The sequence below is a fragment of the Reyranella sp. genome (assembly GCF_004297405.1).
Lineage (GTDB): Bacteria > Pseudomonadota > Alphaproteobacteria > Reyranellales > Reyranellaceae > Reyranella.
Window position 1 is genome coordinate 98357 of sequence record NZ_SCVC01000049.1, and the last position, 17121, is coordinate 115477.

Below are 17121 nucleotides of genomic sequence, written 5' to 3' on the forward strand. Positions count from 1 at the left end.
GGCTCAAATTGAGAATGGGCTTCAGCTGAACTGTTGATCGAATTCTATGCCCGGCGGATCGATGTTGGCGTACGCAGCAAGGCGATCAGCGGCAGGCCAATGAAGCCGATCACCGCCATGAGCTGGAAGTTGTTGAGAAAGGCGATCATCAACCCCTGTCGAGCCAGTTCGAGATCGAGCATCGCAATCCCGGCCACGCCGGAAGGTAACCACGGCATGCTCGCTCCGGGGTCGTGGAACCAGGTCGAAAAAGCGGTGAGGCGCTCGCCGAGCTCGCCGCGGTTGACCGCCGCGAAATGCTCGAGCATGCCAACCGAAATCGCGATACCGATACTGCCTCCGAAGTTGCGGAAGAGGCTGTAAAGCCCGGTCGCCTGGAGGCGTAGTTGACCAGGAAGGGTGATAAAGGCCAGCGCGCTGCTGCTCGCGAAAACGAAACCAAGTCCACCTCCTTGCAGCAGGCCTGTCCACGTCACCGACCAGTCGTCAACGTTCATGTCGAATCCCGACGTCTCCCACATTGAGACCATGGCCATGATCATGCCAAGCGACATCAGTATTCTGGCATCGATGCGCCCAGACATGCGGCCTGCGATGATCATGGTGACCATCATGCCGACCCCCCGTGGCGCGAGCAGAATTCCCGTATCCAGGACCGTCATGCCACGCAACTGCTGGAGGAACAGGGGGAGCAATACCATGCTACCGAGAAACACCATTCCGACCACCAGCATGAGCGTAGTGCAAAGTGTAAAATTGAGGTCCTTGAAAACCTTGAGAGAAACCAGCGAATTCTCGGACGTAGCCAGGTGGACGATGAAAACGTAGAACGCCGCAGCGGCAATCGAGGCTTCGACGACGGTCTCTTCCGATTCGAACCAGCCATTTCTCTCGCCGCGATCGAGGAACAGCTGGAGCGCCCCCACTGCGATCGCGAATGCCACGAATCCGAACCAGTCGAAGCGAGCCGGCTTCTTCGGCGATTCGCCGAGAAAAACCATGATACCGAGAAACGCCAGGGCTCCCAGCGGCAGGTTGATGTAGAACACCCAGCGCCAGCTGTATGAATCGGTCAACCAGCCGCCGATGATGGGACCCAGCACGGGCCCCACCATCACGCCTACCCCCCAGATTGACATCGCTGAAGCATGCCGTTCGGGCGGGTACGTATCGAGCAATATTGCCTGCGAGAGCGGCACCATCGCGGCACCACACGCGCCCTGCAAGACGCGGAAGACGACCATTTCCGGTAGCGACCCCGCGGCGCCGCAGGCCATAGAGCTTATCGTAAACCCGCAGATGCAGCCGAGGAAGACGCGGCGCCGGCCGAACCTTTGTGCCAGAAAGCCGATCGGCAGCGTCATGATCGCCATTGCCGCCACGAACGAAGTCACTGTCCACGACACCTGATCGCGAGTCGCGTTCAGACTTCCCTGCATGTGTGGCAGCGCGACGTTGGCCATCGTGCTATCAAGGGCATAGATGGTTGTCGCGAGCATGACCGATGCCGTGATGCCGGCCCGGCTGACGTGCGGTCGAGGGGCCGCGTCTTTCACTCACCGCCATCCGCACGCCCTATTGCTCGGGCAACCAGATTAGGCAAAGGACGATTATACCCGGTGTCGATCGTTACTTGCGCGCTCATGCCTGCCCGCAACGACGGAAGCGAGCGTGCTTCCAGAAGTCGGATACGAACGGGAATCCGCTGAACGATCTTGACCCAGTTGCCGCTGGCATTCTGTGGTGGAATGAGGGCGAATTCCGCTCCCGTCGCAGCCCCAATGCTATGAACCTCGGCTGACAGCTTGATGCCGGGGAAGGTGTCGACGGTCGCTTCTACGCGCTGCCCGGCCACGACGCGGGTGAGATCTGTTTCCTTAAAGTTCGCTTCAATCCACTTCTCGCTCATCGAGATGACCGAGAACAGCGAAATTCCGGGGCGGATATGGTCCCCAGGCCGAATTGAATCGACTCGCGACACGATGCCGTCGACCGGCGAGAATATCTTCGTGCGCTCCAGCGCAACCCGTGCCTCGTCTATCATCGCCTGAGCTTGCTTGACGGCTGGATGCTCATCGGCGGGAGCTTGCTCGTCGCCGCCAAGTTCTACAACCAGGCGCCCGATCTCCTGTCGAACGATCGCCGTCTGTTGACGGGCGCCGTCCATCCGGTTCTTGGCTTCGTCGAGCTTGGCTGCGCTAACGACGCTTCTTGCGGCAAGCGTCGCGCCACGATCGTGTTCGCGCTCAGCGTAGCTCGCCATGATAGTCGCCAGTTCCAGTTCCTCGCGTTTTTGCCGGATTTGGGCGCGCAGGGAATCGAGTCGAGCGATCACGGACGCGCGCTCGGCCTCAGCTCGCGACAATGCAATCCGGTATAGTTCATCGTCTATTGCCAGAAGCGGCTGCCCCGCGCGGACGGCTTCATTCTCGCCCACGAGCACAGAGGCGATTCGTCCCGAAACCTCGGCCGAGATGGTCGTCTTCGCCGCTCTTACATAGGCATTGTCGGTCGAAACGTTGCGCGCGCCGTAGATGTACCAGTATCCGCCGCCTCCTAAGCCGACCAAAGGTACCAGCGCGAGGAGAAGGACCCGGGTCCGGCTTCGCGAAAATCTGCGAGGACGGATCGCTATCGTCGGGGGCGGGTCGTCGCTCATTCTGACTGCGGCCGTCCCGCCGGTCGATGGCCGTCCCTGCTGGCCTTTGACATGTTGACGCGAGCGACCGCAAGCGCTCTCAGCAGCGTCGATCGTTCCTCCGGGCGAAGGCCGGTCATCGCCAGCTCACGGGTCTCTCTCGCCAAATGTTCCATGCGGGCGATCAGCGGCCGGGCCTTGCGTGTGGCAAACAGACGCCACGCGCGCCGGTCCTGGGCGTCCGCACGACGCTCGATCAATTCCGAACGCATGAGGCCGTCCAGTACGCGGCTGACCGAGATCGGCCGCATTTCCATGATCTCGGCGAGATCGGCAGCGCGTAACCCTGGCTTGCGGGCTACGTGCACGAGAAGGCGCCAGCTCGATTGCCCCAACCCGCTCCATGCCATCTGGGCGGCGAAGTGGCGACGCATCAGTCGCGCCACGTCGTAGACCAGCATGCCCATGGTTTGGGTGGGATCATCCGGCTCGACAGCAGGCATCGGTGACGATATCATTAGTAAGTAAGCTAAGCTTATTTGTTTGCGAACGCAAATCGATAGGACAGAAAGAGTCTCGACGCGTTGATCGAGAGCGGCGCTGTCAGATGCGCAGGAGCGCGCCACCCTACGAATCGCGCGCGTTCGCAGAGCGTCAACCAGCGGGCTGCCGCCGCGGCGTTCTACCAGCAAGCAAAGGTATTTCGTCTGAAAGGGGAGTTCGTGGCGGCCGAGGAGGCGTATCGAGGCCCGAGCCAGTTGCGCTTGGAACCCCAACCGGGCTTGGCGCTGTTGCGCCTCGTACAAGGACGCTCCGACGTGGCCGCCACCGCCATTCGTCGCGTCGCAAGCACAACGGTTGGCCGGTTGAAACGCATGACCCTGCTGCCCGCCCATATCGAGATTATGTTGGCCGCCGGCCACGTCCAGGACGTGCGCCTGCCGAGAGCTGGAGGACATTGCCCGGAGCTTTGATACGAGGATGCCAGGCGCGATTGCCGCGCAGGCGTGCGGAGCGGTAGACCTCGCCGAAGCCGAGTAAACGCGTAGGCGCGCGACCCGCGACCCAGGCGGCCATGAGGACGGAAGGTCTCAGTTCATAACTCCTCTCCCAACTTGTTACGTCGATTGACCCGTCATTTGAGGGAGTCGGCTTCCTCTCAATGAACGGATCAACCAGACTCTGATCGCGCTTCAGCTTCGGTGATGGTGCGATTGATGGTGCGAAACGTCTGGCCGACCTTGAGGTCAGTCCAGAACAGTCCGAGGCCGACGTGGTCCATGCGATCTCCCACATGCCGCAGCAAGGCTACCGGCGACGGTTACCTTCACTCTCCCAGAATGAGGGCATTTCGGCATACTTGGCAGAATATTCTAATGTAAAGTCGGATTCGGCAGCAATGATTTCGTATGCGCCAAAAAAACCAGATTGAATGTCGCGCACGCTGAAATTCTAATGGATGTTCAATAATAAGCAGAGCAGACTAGTGCGGGAAGGAGCGACGGCCAAGTTGCGCGAGAAATCCGGCTTCGAGGAAATTCGAGCTCGGATTGAACGCGGCCCATTCATGCTGGTCCCAGCCCATCGTCAAGCATTGCCAATACGGCAAACCTTGGCGGTCTTAGAGGATGTTCAGAGACGCGCATAGAGGGCGCTAGATATGGAATGCACCGAATACTTCGACACACTTGAAACACGTTCGTCCGAGGAACGGGAGATCGCATTGGCCTCCGCCCTCAAGGCGCAAATCACGCATGCCAAGGCCAGTGCGCCGTTTTTCGCCGAATGGCTGAAAGACGTCGACCCAGCCACAGTTACCAGCCGCGCTGCGCTCGCCAGACTTCCGGTGCTGCGTAAAGGGACTCTTGGTGCCTTGCAGAAGAAAAAGCCGCCGATGGGTGGGTTGCTCGGTGTATCGCTCGCGGAGGTCCAGCACATCTTCATGTCGCCCGGTCCTATCTTCGAGATCGACACCGCAGAAAGGGATTATTTCCGCGGTGCACGGGCTATGTACGCTGCAGGTTTCCGCGCCGGCGATACCGTCCACAACACCTTCTCGTATCACCTCACACCGGCCGGGATCATGATGGAGACGGCAGCGCGGGCGTTGGGCTGCATCGTGGTACCAGGCGGCGTCGGCCAGACCGAGTTGCAGCTCGACGCCATAGAAGCCATTCGGCCGGTCGGCTATGTTGGCACGCCATCGTTCCTCAAGATCCTCCTCGAGAAAGCCGCTGAGCTTGGCAAGGACATATCGTCGATTCGCAAGGCGTTCGTCGGTGCTGAGGCGCTGCCACCTTCGCTGCGCCAGATGTTCCGCGACCGCGGAATCTCAACCTTACAGAGCTACGGCACGGCCGATCTCGGTACCATAGCCTACGAGTCCCAGGCGCTCGAGGGCATGATCGTCGACGAAGGCGTGGTGGTCGAGATCGTGCGGCCCGGCACCGGGGATCCCGTTGCCGACGGTGAGGTTGGCGAAGTGGTCGTTACGACTTTCAGCAAGGCCTATCCACTGGTGCGCTTCGGCACCGGCGACCTGTCCGCGGTGCTGCCCGGCATCAGTCCTTGCGGCCGCACAAACATGCGCATCAGGGGGTGGATGGGGCGTGCCGACCAACGCACCAAGGTCAAGGGCATGTTTGTTGACCCAGAACAGATTGCGCTGATTGCACGCCGGCATCGCGACCTGGGTCGTCTGCGGCTGGTCGTCGACTGGGTCGATCAGCAAGACGTGATGACCCTGAAGGTCGAGCTTGTGGGCGGATCCACCGACTTGGCCAAGTCGGTAGAAGGCGACGTACAGAACATCTGCAAAGTGCGGGGTCGGGTTGAGTTTGTGGCGCCCGGCAGCCTGCCCAACGACGGCAAAGTGATCGATGATGTACGCAAATACAACTGAGCCGGCGAGGTCCTGAGGACGAGATAGTCTCTCCGCCAGGACGCCGGTTCGGTTCGCCCAATGAATAGGGCAGGGCGGTATGTGGAACAGCGTCTCGTGGAAATGTGGAGAATAAAGATGGCGCAGAGTGATCTTAGCGGCAGGGTGGCGGTGGTGACGGGCGCCGCGAGAGGGCTTGGCCGCGCCTACGCGCAAGGGCTTGCCAAGGCTGGAGCCTCTGTGGTTGCGCTCGACCTTTCGGATTGTGGCGATACCGTCCGCGACATTGAGGCGAGCGGTGGCCGGGCGTTCGGCCGGCAATGCGATGTTGGGGACATGGCTAGTTGCCGCGCAGCGGCAGAGGATACCCTGGCCCGGTTTGGGCGGTTGGATGTGCTTGTCAATAATGCGGCGCTCTTCGCAACGCTCAAGTCGGGTCGCTTTGACACAATCGCCGAGGAAGACTGGGCGGCATGCCTGCGCGTCAACGTTACCGGTGTCTGGAACTGCTGCCGTGCGTTCGTGCCACCCATGCGCGAACGAGGTGGCTCCGTGATCAACATTTCCTCGCTAGCGGCGACGTACGGTCTGCCCAACGCCCTGCATTACACGACCTCCAAGGCAGCCGTGATCGGGTTGACGCGCGGTCTCGCGCGCGAACTTGGCCGCTTCAACATACGCATCAACGCAGTGGCGCCCGCGACCGTTGAGACAGAGGGTATGAATCAGTTTTTCAGCGAAAAAAAGGAAGACGCCGTGAAAGCTATCGTCTCCGGTCAGTCCATCCGCCGTGTGCTCACGACGGACGATCTGGTTGGCACAATCCTCTATCTCGCTTCCGATGCGAGTTCGATGGTGACAGGCCAAACGATCGCCGTCGATGGCGGGACGGTCTTGCTTTAGGTCTCGCCATGTTTGTCCTCGCTGCGCTTGGGGACGGAGGCGTGCTCTCTAAATCAGAGGTCCAGGCGCGGCGAAGCAAGTGGTGAACTCTAAGAGGACGGTCTTGACCGCTGTAGCCTTTCCGATCCCTGACGAAGTCATCGCAGTAGCGGACGGCGTCGAAGGCTTCCTGCGCAGGGAAGTGTTCCCGCGCCACCAGCGCGATCATGCGCTGCTGTCCGATCCGCGCCGCACTTACGGCGAGGATGGCCGCTATGTCCCTGCTGTGGTCGACCATGTCCGAGGCGTGCGTATGGCGGCAGCGGAGACTGGTTACTACTCGATGTCAGTCCCTGCGGAACTGGGCGGGGCTGGAATGGGCATGCTTGCCTACTTCGTCGTCTGGGAGCGTATCTATCGTCTCTGTGGCAGTCATAACTGGCTGGGAGCCTATACGGTCAGTCACTGGGCGTTCGGTCCCAGCCCGGTCTTGCTGATGGTAACGGACCGTGCACGCGCCGAAATTCTAACGGGCATGATGGAGGGTAGGACGTCGATGTGTTTCGGCATGTCTGAGCCCGGTGCCGGTTCGGATGCAACTACTATCCAGACGAAGGCGGTCCAAAGTGGGTCTGGCTGGCGACTCAACGGCCGCAAGATTTGGACTACCAACGCGCCGCAGGCAGACTATTGCATCGTCTTTGCCGTCACCGATCCTGAACGCGCATCACGCAGGGCGGGCGGTATTAGCGCGTTTCTGGTGCCGACGACGTCACCTGGCTTCACGCTGGAGAGTGTCATCCGTATGCATGGCTCGGTGGGCGGCAACGAGGGTTCGATCGTGTTGGAGGATGTGCAGCTCGAGCCGTGGCAGCTGGTCGGTGAACTGCACGACGGCTTCCGGATCGGATTGCTGGGCGTCTCAATCGGCCGCATCTACAATTCAGCGCGTGCCGTGGGACTTGGGCGCTGGGCGATGGAGATGGCGTTGCGCTACGCACAACAACGCGAGGCCTTTGGCAAGCCGATTGCGGAATACCAGGGCGTGACGTTTCCGTTGGCCGAGACGGCGATGGAGCTGCATGCGGCGCATCTGATGGCGCTGAACGCGGCGGCATTGATCGACCGGGGCGAGCGGGCGGTCAAGGAACTGTCGATGGCTAAGGCCTACGCGGTAGAAATCGGTGCCCGGGCGCTGGATCGCGCAATCCAGACTCATGGCGCCATGGGTTTCACTAATGAGCTCGGGCTTGTTCACGCCTGGCAGGACGTCCGTTCGGTCAACGTGGCTGACGGCACAAATGAAATTTTGCGTCGCACCATAGCGCAGCGCCTCCTTGCCGGGGATACGGAATTGTAGGTGTCGCAGCTGCCTCGTCGGATTCGCAGGCTTCGCTCATCATACAAACGTGTGCTGCGCCAAGCCATTGTTGAACCAATGTTTGCAAGAGAGGAAAGTAATCATGCGAATGAAGGGCAAGGTCGGCATCGTCACCGCAGCCGCCTCAGGAATGGGGAGGGCAGGAGCAGTTCGCTTCGCGCGCGAGGGTGCTGCTGTGGCCGTCATCGATCGGGACGAAGTGGGCGTCGCCGCCACAGTCAACGAGATCGTGACCTTTGGCGGTACTGCGAAAGGGATCATCGCCGACCTCGGCGACGACGATGCAGCGCGCCAAATCGTCAAGGATGTCGCTAGCACCTTTGGCGGCCTCGACTTCGTCTGGAATCATCTCGGCCATCCCGGCCCCGCTTCGGTTGAGGGTCTGGACTTGGCGGATTTCGACCTCGCGGTTCGCCTCAACTTGCGCTCTGTGCTGATCACCACTGAAGCAGCGATTCCAGAATTGCGCGCGCGTGGCGGTGGCGCGTTGCTTTTCACGGCCTCGACGTCCGGCTTGCATGGTTCGCCGTTCAGTCCCGTTTATTCTGCCATGAAGTTCGGAGTCGTCGGTCTGACGCGCTCACTCGCCAAGCGCCTTGCCCGTGATGGGATCCGCGTCAATGCCGTGTGTCCCGGCCCCGTAGATACACCGATGTTACGTGTTTTCGTCGCCAGGCCGGACCAACAGAGCACGCGCGGCCTAGATCCAGATGAACTGATTCGCAAGCACGCCGGCATGACGCCTTTGGGTCGACCAGGCAGGCCTGAGGAGATTGCCAATGCAGCGCTGTTCCTGTTGTCCGACGAGGCTTCTTTCGTGACCGGCGCGGCTCTGCCAGTCGATGGTGGATCAACGGCATGAACTGGCTTGAGCTCGCGACGCAATTCGCGATTGGCACCTGCCAACCCGAACCGGGGATTTCTGTTGCTGAACCCGCCCTCGCGCGCCCATGGCACCTACACGCGCTTTTCCCCTTGGCTAAACGAAATCCGTTCGTTCCATCGCATTGTTGCGAGGAGGGTGCATGGTTGCGCTGACGCTGGCAACCCTGGTTTATCCGGAGAACCCCGATGGAGCCCATAAGTAAGTAGGAGGAAACTTGGTGATGGCCAATGTTGTGTCCGAGCAGGTCAAGCCCGCAGCCGCTCATGAACCGGTAAAGCGATATGACGCCATCATTATCGGCTCGGGCATTTCCGGAATGTACCAACTATACCGGCTCAGGCAGCTCGGGCTCACGGCTCGTGTCTTCGAAACCGGCGATGGCGTAGGTGGCACGTGGTACTGGGATCGATACCCCGGGGCACGGTTCGATTCCGAGAGCTATTCGTATGGTTACTCGTTCTCCCAGGAGCTTTTGCAGGAGTGGGACTGGAGCGAGCATTTTGCCCCTTCTCCGCCGGCAAGAACCCCTCACCCCCAGCCAGAAACGCTATGATATCTCAATTTCGTCGCGGACAAATTCGACCTGAGACGCGACATCGAGTTCAACAGCTGTGTGACGGCGGCGGCTTAGGGCCTGTGACGAAATAAACGCTTCGATTTATCATTTGGGTGAAGGGTTGAGTTTTGGAACGATGGTGTAGTTCCAATCCGGATGGAAGCGGCCGTAGCGAATATTGAGTTGCTTTATCAGTTGATCGGAGACTTTGACTCCCTTCGGATAGTTCGTGGCGTCAATGTCACAGGCGATGGCCAGTCCGGAGGTTGTCGTTGTGGCGGCGATGAGCTGCACGATGACCTTGTGGGAGAGCAAAGGCTTGGCGCGCCAGTTCTGGGTGATGAAGGCGAACATGCGATGTTCGATGCGGTTCCACTTGCTGGTGCCAGGCGGGTGATGGGCGACGGTGATGGCGAGGCCGGTTTGGTTGGCGAAGTTCTGCAACTCGACCTTCCAGAGGCGGACCCGGGCGCCATTGCTACCGCCGCAATCAGCGGTGATCAGCAGGCGCTTGGCCTTGGGATAGCGCTTGCGCCCCATGCGCCGCCACCAGCGACGAATGCTCTCGACGGCGAAGGTCGCGGTGTCGTGGTCGATGCCGACACTGACCCAGCCTTCGTTGGCGGCAATGTCGTAGACGCCGTAGGGGACCGCTCGGCCGTTTCCCGGAATGACGAAGTCGTGCACGCGCACGGGCTGTGGTCGACCTTTGCGCCGCAGCTCTCGGCCGGCAGTCTTGAAATTGCCCACCAGCTCCTTCTTCTTGGTGTCGACGGAGATGTGCTCTTCTGTCGCCACGATGACATCGGTCGATACCCTGCCAGACGATGCCGAGAGCCTGAAGCGGCTGCTGCTGGCACGCGAGGAGGAGTTGGTATCGGTAACAGCGGAAGCGGCCACCCTGCGGGCCAAGGCCGCCGACGACCAGGCGTTGATCGTCCACCTCAAGCTGCAGATCGAGAAGCTCACCCGGGATCGCTTCGGCCAGCGCTCCGAGCGCAGTGCCCGCCTGCTCGATCAGCTCGAGTTGCAGTTGGAGGAGTTGGAAGCCACGGCCACCGAGGATGAGCTCGCCGCCGAGAGTGTAGTGGCCCGGACCACCAACGTTGCGGCCTTCACCCGCAAGCGCCCCGCGCGCAAGCCGTTCCCCGAACACCTGCCGCGCGAGCGTGTCGTCGTTGCCGGGCCGACGTCCTGCGCCTGCTGTGGCGGCACGCGCCTGTCGAAGCTCGGGGAGGACGTCACCGAGACCCTGGAGGTCATTCCCCGCGGGTGGAAGGTGATCCAGACGGTGCGCGAGAAGTTCACCTGCCGGGACTGCGAGAGCATCGGCCAGACGCCGGCACCGTTCCACGTCGTGCCCCGCGGTTGGGCGGGCCCAAGCCTGCTGGCGATGATCCTGTTCGAGAAGTACGGCCAGCATCAGCCGCTCAACCGCCAGGCCGAGCGCTACACCCGCGAAGGCGTGCCCTTGAGCCTGTCGACGCTGGCCGATCAGGTTGGCGCATGCTGCGCGGCGCTGCAGCCGATCCATCAGCGCCTCATCGCCCACGTCCTGGCCGCCGAGCGGCTGCATGGCGACGACACGACGGTGCCGGTGCTGGCCAAGGGCAAGACCGTCACGGGACGATGTTGGACTTACGTCCGAGACGACCGCCCGTTCGGCGGCCGGGCGCCGCCAGCGGCAGTGTTCTTCTACTCGCGCGACCGCTCGGGGGAGCATCCCAGGCAGCATCTGGCGACGTGGAGCGGTATCCTGCAGGCCGACGCCTACGGCGGCTACGGCAAGCTGTACGCCGAGGGGCGAGACGCTGGGCCCATCGTCGAAGCGGCGTGCTGGAGCCATGCCCGACGCAAGTTCTTCATCCTCGCCGATATCGAGACCAGGGCCCACCGAAGGGCCCAGCGCCACGCACCAGCGGCCGTCTCGCCGATTGCGCTGGAAGCGGTGCAGCGCATCGATGCCCTGTTCGACATCGAGCGTGGCATCAATGGGCTGCCGATCGACCGGCGGCTGGCCGTTCGCCGGGAACAAGCCGCGCCGCTGGCCGCCGCTCTGCAAGCATGGATGCGCGAGGAACGCCGCAAACTGTCGCGCCACAGCGACGTCGCCGGCGCCATCGACTATATGCTCAAGCGCTGGCCCGCCTTCACCCGATTCCTCGACGACGGTCGGATCTGCCTCACCAACAACGCCGCGGAGCGTGCGTTGCGCGGTCTGGCTCTCGGCCGCAAGGCCTGGCTGTTCGCCGGCTCAGACCGCGGCGGTCAGCGCGCGGCGTTCCTGTACAGTCTGATCGTCACCGCGAAGATGAACGACGTCGATCCCCAGGCATGGCTTGCCGACGTGTTGGCGCGCATCGCCGAGCACCCGGCCAACCGCCTCGACGAGCTGCTGCCCTGGAACTGGGCCTCCCGGCAGGCCGCTTCCGAAGCAGCCTGAACACGGCAACCCCTCCCGCAAATAGCTACGCCGCGGTCCTCACCGCATGCGTACGGTACAGCTCGCCGGCAAGGTCGACTGGGCGTGGATCGACGACGAGATGGCGCCGCTCTACAGCGACAAGGGCCGCCCCGGGATCGAAAGCCGCTTCGTGATCGGCCTGCTACTGCTCAAGCACATGTTCGGGCTATCCGACGAAGGCGTCTGTGAGCGCTGGGTCTACGATCCGTACTTCCAGCACTTCACCGGTGAAGAGTTCTTCCAACACACCTTCCCGCACGAGCGCTCCGACCTCAGCCACTGGCGCCGGCGCTTGGGTGACAAGCTCGACCTGCTGCTGGCCGAGAGCCTGCGGGTGGCGCACGACAGCGGTGCGCTGCGCACCAGAGACCTGGCGCGGGTCACGGTCGACACCACCGTGCAGCCCAAGAACATCGCCTTCCCGACCGACGCCAGGCTCCTGCATGCGGCGATCAAGGGCCTCAATCGCCTGGCCCGTCGTCACACGGTGAGACTCCGGCAATCCTATCTGCGCGTCGCCAAACGGGCGGCCCTCATGGCGGGACGCTATGCCCACGCCAAGCAGTTCAACCGCCACCATCGAGAAGTGCGCTTCCTGCGCACTCGCCTGGGCCGGCTGATCCGTGACATCCGCCGCAAGATCGCGGGCCACGAGCCCGCCGAGGCAGCCTTCGAGAGCCCGCTCTCGCGGGCCTCTCAGATCCGCTCGCAGCGGCCACGCCAACGCGGCTGGAAGCTCTATTCCTTCCACCCCCGGAGGTCGAGTGCATCGGCAAGGGCAAGGCCCGCGCGCCCTACGAGTTCGGCGTAAAGGTCTCGATCGTCACCACCAATGCCTGCTCACCGGGCGGCCAGTTCGTGCTGCACGCCGCCGCGCTGCCGGGCAATCCCTACGACGGCCACACCTTGCGCGCCGCCATCGAGGACACCCAGCGCCTCACCGGTCGCGAGATCGAACGGGTCTACGTCGACAAGGGATATCGCGGGCACGACGCGCCGCAGCCGCGCCGCGTCTTCGTCTCCGGCCAGAAGCGTGGCGTCTTCGGCGCCATCAAACGAGAGCTACGGCGGCGATCCGCCGTCGAGCCCCTCATCGGCCACATGAAAGAGCAAGGCCACCTCGGACGCTGCTACCTCAAGGGCCATGCCGGCGATGCCGCCAATGCCACACTCACTGCCGCCGGATACAACTTCAGGCGCATCCTGGCCTGGCTCAGGATATTTTTGCGCCTAATCTTGGCCGCTCTGACGACCGTCCCTAAAGCCCAACCAGCTCTCAATCCGGCTTCTTAACGGCCGACGCGATAAGAGCTTAAAACGTGTCATGCCTACGCAGGAAGCCGAACGCGTTTGGACAGAGCATGTCTACGAGCTGGCATCCCGCATGCTCTTCACCAAGGTCGACTCCTGGTTCACGGGAATCAACACGAACGTGCCGGGCAAGCAGAAGCGCACCTTCCTGCCGTACTCAGGAGGCGCCCCAGCCTACCGCGAGAAATGCGACGAGGTGGCCGCCAACGGCTACGAAGGGTTAATCCTCGCATAGGATGAGTACGGCACGCCGCGCCGCCGCATCAGCGCATAGGCAAGGAAGCAGACCAGGATACGGGCCAGCATGCGGTCGGTCTGCTGATGCCAGAGCGGACGGATCGAGAGATCGGACTTGTGGATGCGGAACGCGCTTCGCCTCGGTGAGCTGGATATGGGGTTTCCACGGATCCTCAGTTCAGTTGGTGACGTGGCGGCACATAGGCTCCTTCGTTCATGCATGACCACTCGTCCCACTCCTACATACCGACCACTGCAAGCGAAGCCGTGCCGCGCACCGCCGATCCTGACCAGCCGGATCGGGCCGCGCAACCTTGCAATCGCAAACCCGCTGGCTTCATTGAAAACCGACTTGCGTTCGACCGCTTAATCGTTGTCACGGGCGACTGGGTAGTCGTGCTCCTGCTACCTCTTGTGTTTGAACGCGCGACTCCCGTTGCCGCAGGCGTACCCTCTATTCGGGCATCTATTGGGGCGGCCTGAATATCTCAACATACGAGAACGTCCACTTCACGATAGGCACGGGCTATATCGCTATCGGCGACGGCGCGGCATGATTGTGCGCCTGGCTGACTTAGAGACCATTTCTGCGTCGTTTTTGCGTAGCAATCGCAGGCAGCGGATGAAGGCGGTGACGGCCGGGGGCAGTGCGCGTCCGTGCAGGGTGACGATGCCGATATGGCGCCGAATACCGCCGTTGATGCGTACAGTCGTTAGGGTGTCCAGATTCAGGCGCGAGATGATGATCTGCGGCAATACGGAAAGCCCAAGCCCTGCTTCCACGAGGCCGACCAGCGTGAAGAGATTGAAGGCTTGGAATGCCGGCTGGAACGTCAATCCGCGACGCTCGAACTCGTCGCGCATCGTGAACCATACAGCCGATTCCTTTGGCAGCGACAGCAGTGGGTAGCGGCTAATCTCCTCGAAATCGGCCCTGCCCTTGCGACCGATGGGGTGATCCCGCGGAGCCACCACCAGGAATTCGTCGTAGAACAGCGGCTCGAAATCGTACTCTGCACTCTTGCCGGCAAAGGGGATTACAGCGAGATCGGCCATGGCGCTGCTGATTTGCTGCAATACCGGGCCGACGAACTGGTCGGTAAGGGTCAGTGTCACCCCGGGATTGGCATGGACGAACTGCCGGATGACGGGCGGCAGGAAGGAGGCGGCGACGGTCGGAGAAGCGGCGATGGCGACCCGGCCGCGCCGCAGTGTCGCCTCGTCCCGGAACTCCTGAACGACCGAACGAAGCTCCATCACCGTATGCTCTGCCCGCAGACGCAACCGTTCGCCGGCCTCGGTCGTGGTAACGCGACGCGTGGTGCGATTGAGGAGCTTCACGCCCAGTACGCTTTCCAGCCGCTGCAGCCGTCCCGTCACGGATGGCTGCGACACGCCCAGTTTTTTGGCGGCGCGGCGGAAACTGCCCAGTTCTGACACCGCGATGAACGTCTCAAGTTCATCCGGTCCAATATTGATACGTTTCATAGAATAATCGATAGCGTATTTTCGATTGATCAATCAAACGCTATGGTTTTCAATTCAGTCAAGGGCGCGATCGAAACTAGCGTCCAATCCGAGGAACCGTCCGAGGCGATCCGCTGGCCTCTCAAATCCACGGTTGGTCTGCCCTGCCCCATGTCCAATGCGCTTCGGCAAGCGCGCCAGGAGGTCGTTTTCGTGTTTCCCCGCGCCAGAGAGCTTCGCAAGGTCCGTCTGCAGCGCTCCGAGCTCGCCGTTCCCGCCAGTTCCGAGAAATTCTTCGAGAAGGCTGCCAAAGGGCCGGCTGACGGTATTTTCCTCGATCTGGAGGACGCAGTCGTGCCTGAGCTCAAGGAAAAGGCGCGCGAGCTTGCTGTTGCCGCACTCAACGAAATCGACTGGGGCGACAAGATCATGGCGGTCCGGATCAACAGCCTGGACACCAAATGGGCCTATCGCGACATCATCGCGGTGGCCGAGCGCTGTCCGCGGCTGGATCTGATCCTGCTGCCGAAAACCAACATGGCTGCGGATGTCTATGTCGTCGAGCAACTGCTCGACGGCATCGAGTCCACGATTGGCCGCAAGAAGCCGATCGGCATCGAAGTTCTGATCGAAACGGCTGCCGGACTCGCCAACGTCGAGGAAATCGCCCAGGCCTCCGACCGGCTCGAGGCGATGATTTTCGGTGTCGGCGATTTCACCATCAGCATGCGGGCGCGCGATCCGTTCACCGGTGAATCCAACCCACGGTACCGCATGTATGGCAGAAACGAGAAGGGCGAGCGCGAGTTGCACTGGAACGATCCCTGGCATTTCGCCCTCGCCAGAATAGCCACCGCCTGCCGCGCCTTCGGGCTGCGTCCGCTGGATGGGCCCTATGCGGATTTCAAGAATCCGGAGGGCTTCCGCTCCTCGGCCGAGCGCGCCTCGGCGCTTGGCTTCGAAGGCAAGTGGGCAATCCATCCCTCGCAGGTTGAGATCGCCAACGAGGTCTTCGCGCCCGATCCCAAGGAATTGGTGTGGGCAAAGATCATCAAGGAGGCGATGACGGCTTCAGGCGGCAACGGCGCCATCCAGCTCGACGGCAAGCTCGTAGATCTAGCGCATATCAAGCTGGCCGACGCGCTGCTGGAACGGCAGGCGCTGGTCGACGCCCGCAAGCGCTAGCTGCAGGAGATCGACAGCATGGGTGAAACCGCCAAAGCCAAGCTGCCGCTGGAGGGCATTCGCGTTCTCGACGCGGCGACGTTTCTGGCCGGTCCGTTTTGCGCCACGATCTTTTCTGAATTCGGCGCCGACGTAATCAAAATCGAGCATCCGGAATTTTCCGATCCGATGCGTAACATCGGATTGAAGGTCGAAACGGGCGACTCCCTCACCTGGCTCAGCGAGGGACGGAACAAGCGTACGGCGACGCTCAACCTCGGAAAACCCGAGGGCGCCGAGCTCTTCAAGCAGCTGGTGAAGCAGTCCGATGTCGTGGTGGAGAATTTCCGCCCTGGAACCATGGAGCGCTGGGGGCTCGGCTACAAGGATCTGGCGGCAATCAAGTCCGACATCGTGATGGTGCGCATCACGGCCTATGGTCAGGAAGGTCCCTACAAGGACCGGCCGGGATTTGCCCGTATCGGCCACGCCTTCAGTGGCCTGACCTACCTTGCCGGCGAGCCGGACGGGCCGCCAGTGATTCCGGGATCGACGTCGCTGGGCGACTACATTTCCGGTCTGTACGGCGCGATAGGCGCGCTGATGGCGCTACGCCATCGCGATCGCACAGGCGAGGGGCAGTACATCGACGTGGCGCTCTACGAATCGACGTTCCGATTGCTCGACGAACTGGCTCCGGCCTTCGCAAGGTTCGGCGTGGTGCGTCAGCGCATGGGCGCAGATACGGCGACGATCGTGCCGCACAGCCATTACCAGTGCTCCGACGGTCAGTGGGTGGCAATCGCCTGTTCCAGCGACAAGATCTTCGAAAATCTCGCTCAGGCCATGGGCCGGGCCGACCTGGTGGCGTCGGGAACCTATGAAACGATGCAGGCGCGGGTTGACAACCGCGACTTCATCAATGGCATCGTCGGCGAGTGGATCGGCAGGCATACGCGCGACGAACTGATGGCGGTCTGTCTGGCGAACGAGATTCCCTGCGGGCCGGTCAACAGTATCGCCGACATTTTCGCCGACCCGCATTTCAAGGCGCGCGGCAGCCTGCTTTCGGTCCAGCACCCTGAGGTAGGAGAGATCGTCGTGCCGGCGGTCCTGCCGCGTCTATCGAAGACGCCGGGGAGAGTCACCCATCTTGGACGCCGACATGGTGCCGATACTGGGGACGTCTATGGCGAACTCCTCGGACTGACTGCCCAGAAGCTTGCCGAGCTCAAATCGCGCGGGATCGTCTGA

The 17121-nt window shown here is 61.9% G+C and carries 15 protein-coding genes and 2 pseudogenes; 11 read left to right on the forward strand and 6 right to left on the reverse strand.

Annotation, left to right across the window (positions count from 1 at the left end):
* Positions 1-44 precede the first annotated feature (44 nt).
* From EPO50_RS31215 to EPO50_RS31225, 3 genes are read right to left on the reverse strand one after another with little or no spacing between them, the layout of a single operon-like run.
* Positions 45-1556, reverse strand: coding sequence for a DHA2 family efflux MFS transporter permease subunit (locus EPO50_RS31215; RefSeq protein WP_296350981.1), 1512 nt, complete (start codon positions 1554-1556; stop codon positions 45-47).
* Positions 1553-2659: an HlyD family secretion protein gene (locus tag EPO50_RS31220; protein ID WP_296350983.1), complete on the reverse strand. Its 1107-nt coding sequence runs from the start codon at positions 2657-2659 to the stop codon at positions 1553-1555. Before EPO50_RS31220 ends, EPO50_RS31215 begins: the two co-directional genes overlap by 4 nt.
* On the reverse strand, positions 2656-3141 hold the full coding sequence (locus EPO50_RS31225; RefSeq protein ID WP_296350985.1) for a MarR family transcriptional regulator: 486 nt from the start codon (positions 3139-3141) through the stop codon (positions 2656-2658). Before EPO50_RS31225 ends, EPO50_RS31220 begins: the two co-directional genes overlap by 4 nt.
* 81 nt (positions 3142-3222) lie before the next feature.
* Here EPO50_RS31225 and EPO50_RS31230 point away from each other — a divergent pair, with 81 nt between their 5' ends.
* Complete coding sequence (locus EPO50_RS31230) at positions 3223-3612, forward strand: hypothetical protein (protein ID WP_296350988.1); 390 nt, start codon at positions 3223-3225, stop codon at positions 3610-3612.
* A 334-nt stretch (positions 3613-3946) separates the two neighbouring features.
* On the opposite strand, the gene EPO50_RS31235 is transcribed toward EPO50_RS31230, so the two are convergent.
* On the reverse strand, positions 3947-4081 hold the full coding sequence (locus tag EPO50_RS31235; RefSeq protein ID WP_296350989.1) for a hypothetical protein: 135 nt from the start codon (positions 4079-4081) through the stop codon (positions 3947-3949).
* Between the two features lie 217 nt (positions 4082-4298).
* Here EPO50_RS31235 and EPO50_RS31240 point away from each other — a divergent pair, with 217 nt between their 5' ends.
* From EPO50_RS31240 to EPO50_RS31260, 5 genes are all read left to right on the forward strand, one after another.
* The gene (locus EPO50_RS31240) at positions 4299-5540 is read left to right on the forward strand and encodes a phenylacetate--CoA ligase family protein (protein ID WP_296350991.1); all 1242 of its coding nucleotides are present in this window, start codon (positions 4299-4301) and stop codon (positions 5538-5540) included.
* 117 nt (positions 5541-5657) lie between these two features.
* Entirely contained in the window at positions 5658-6422 is a 765-nt protein-coding gene (locus EPO50_RS31245) for an SDR family NAD(P)-dependent oxidoreductase (RefSeq protein WP_296350993.1), read from the forward strand.
* A 103-nt stretch (positions 6423-6525) separates the two neighbouring features.
* The gene (locus tag EPO50_RS31250) at positions 6526-7761 is read left to right on the forward strand and encodes an acyl-CoA dehydrogenase family protein (RefSeq protein ID WP_296350995.1); all 1236 of its coding nucleotides are present in this window, start codon (positions 6526-6528) and stop codon (positions 7759-7761) included.
* A 109-nt stretch (positions 7762-7870) separates the two neighbouring features.
* On the forward strand, positions 7871-8644 hold the full coding sequence (locus EPO50_RS31255; RefSeq protein ID WP_296350997.1) for an SDR family oxidoreductase: 774 nt from the start codon (positions 7871-7873) through the stop codon (positions 8642-8644).
* 244 nt (positions 8645-8888) lie between these two features.
* Positions 8889-9221 carry an NAD(P)-binding protein gene (locus EPO50_RS31260; protein WP_367268085.1) on the forward strand — a complete coding sequence of 111 codons (333 nt, stop codon included), beginning with the start codon at positions 8889-8891 and terminating at the stop codon, positions 9219-9221.
* A 108-nt stretch (positions 9222-9329) separates the two neighbouring features.
* Here EPO50_RS31260 and EPO50_RS31265 read toward each other — a convergent pair.
* Positions 9330-10016 (reverse strand): annotated as a pseudogene (locus tag EPO50_RS31265) (ISAzo13 family transposase); the annotation flags it as partial.
* Positions 10017-10023: 7 nt separating this feature from the next.
* On the opposite strand from EPO50_RS31265, the gene EPO50_RS31270 reads away from it, so the two are divergent.
* From EPO50_RS31270 to EPO50_RS31280, 3 genes and pseudogenes are all read left to right on the forward strand, one after another.
* On the forward strand, positions 10024-11667 hold the full coding sequence (locus tag EPO50_RS31270) for an IS66 family transposase (protein WP_296350999.1): 1644 nt from the start codon (positions 10024-10026) through the stop codon (positions 11665-11667).
* A gap of 61 nt (positions 11668-11728) precedes the next feature.
* Positions 11729-12981 (forward strand): annotated as a pseudogene (locus EPO50_RS31275) (IS5 family transposase); the annotation flags it as partial.
* Between the two features lie 31 nt (positions 12982-13012).
* The gene (locus EPO50_RS31280; protein ID WP_296351001.1) at positions 13013-13234 is read left to right on the forward strand and encodes a hypothetical protein; all 222 of its coding nucleotides are present in this window, start codon (positions 13013-13015) and stop codon (positions 13232-13234) included.
* 536 nt (positions 13235-13770) lie between these two features.
* Here the strand turns inward: EPO50_RS31280 and EPO50_RS31285 are convergent.
* Positions 13771-14724 (reverse strand): LysR family transcriptional regulator, encoded by a 954-nt coding sequence (locus EPO50_RS31285; protein ID WP_296351003.1) that lies wholly within the window; start codon positions 14722-14724, stop codon positions 13771-13773.
* 192 nt (positions 14725-14916) lie between these two features.
* On the opposite strand from EPO50_RS31285, the gene EPO50_RS31290 reads away from it, so the two are divergent.
* Positions 14917-15888 (forward strand): CoA ester lyase, encoded by a 972-nt coding sequence (locus tag EPO50_RS31290; protein ID WP_296351006.1) that lies wholly within the window; start codon positions 14917-14919, stop codon positions 15886-15888.
* An 18-nt stretch (positions 15889-15906) separates the two neighbouring features.
* Positions 15907-17121 carry a CaiB/BaiF CoA-transferase family protein gene (locus EPO50_RS31295; protein ID WP_296351008.1) on the forward strand — a complete coding sequence of 405 codons (1215 nt, stop codon included), beginning with the start codon at positions 15907-15909 and terminating at the stop codon, positions 17119-17121.

Coding starts and splice junctions, on each gene's coding strand:
- EPO50_RS31220 (WP_296350983.1), bottom strand. CDS start 2,659: ATGAGCGACGACCCGCCCCCGACGATAGCGATCCGTCCTCGCAGATTT.
- EPO50_RS31295 (WP_296351008.1), top strand. CDS start 15,907: ATGGGTGAAACCGCCAAAGCCAAGCTGCCGCTGGAGGGCATTCGCGTT.
- EPO50_RS31255 (WP_296350997.1), top strand. CDS start 7,871: ATGAAGGGCAAGGTCGGCATCGTCACCGCAGCCGCCTCAGGAATGGGG.
- EPO50_RS31270 (WP_296350999.1), top strand. CDS start 10,024: ATGACATCGGTCGATACCCTGCCAGACGATGCCGAGAGCCTGAAGCGG.
- EPO50_RS31260 (WP_367268085.1), top strand. CDS start 8,889: ATGGCCAATGTTGTGTCCGAGCAGGTCAAGCCCGCAGCCGCTCATGAA.
- EPO50_RS31225 (WP_296350985.1), bottom strand. CDS start 3,141: ATGCCTGCTGTCGAGCCGGATGATCCCACCCAAACCATGGGCATGCTG.
- EPO50_RS31245 (WP_296350993.1), top strand. CDS start 5,658: ATGGCGCAGAGTGATCTTAGCGGCAGGGTGGCGGTGGTGACGGGCGCC.
- EPO50_RS31280 (WP_296351001.1), top strand. CDS start 13,013: ATGCCTACGCAGGAAGCCGAACGCGTTTGGACAGAGCATGTCTACGAG.
- EPO50_RS31240 (WP_296350991.1), top strand. CDS start 4,299: ATGGAATGCACCGAATACTTCGACACACTTGAAACACGTTCGTCCGAG.
- EPO50_RS31285 (WP_296351003.1), bottom strand. CDS start 14,724: ATGAAACGTATCAATATTGGACCGGATGAACTTGAGACGTTCATCGCG.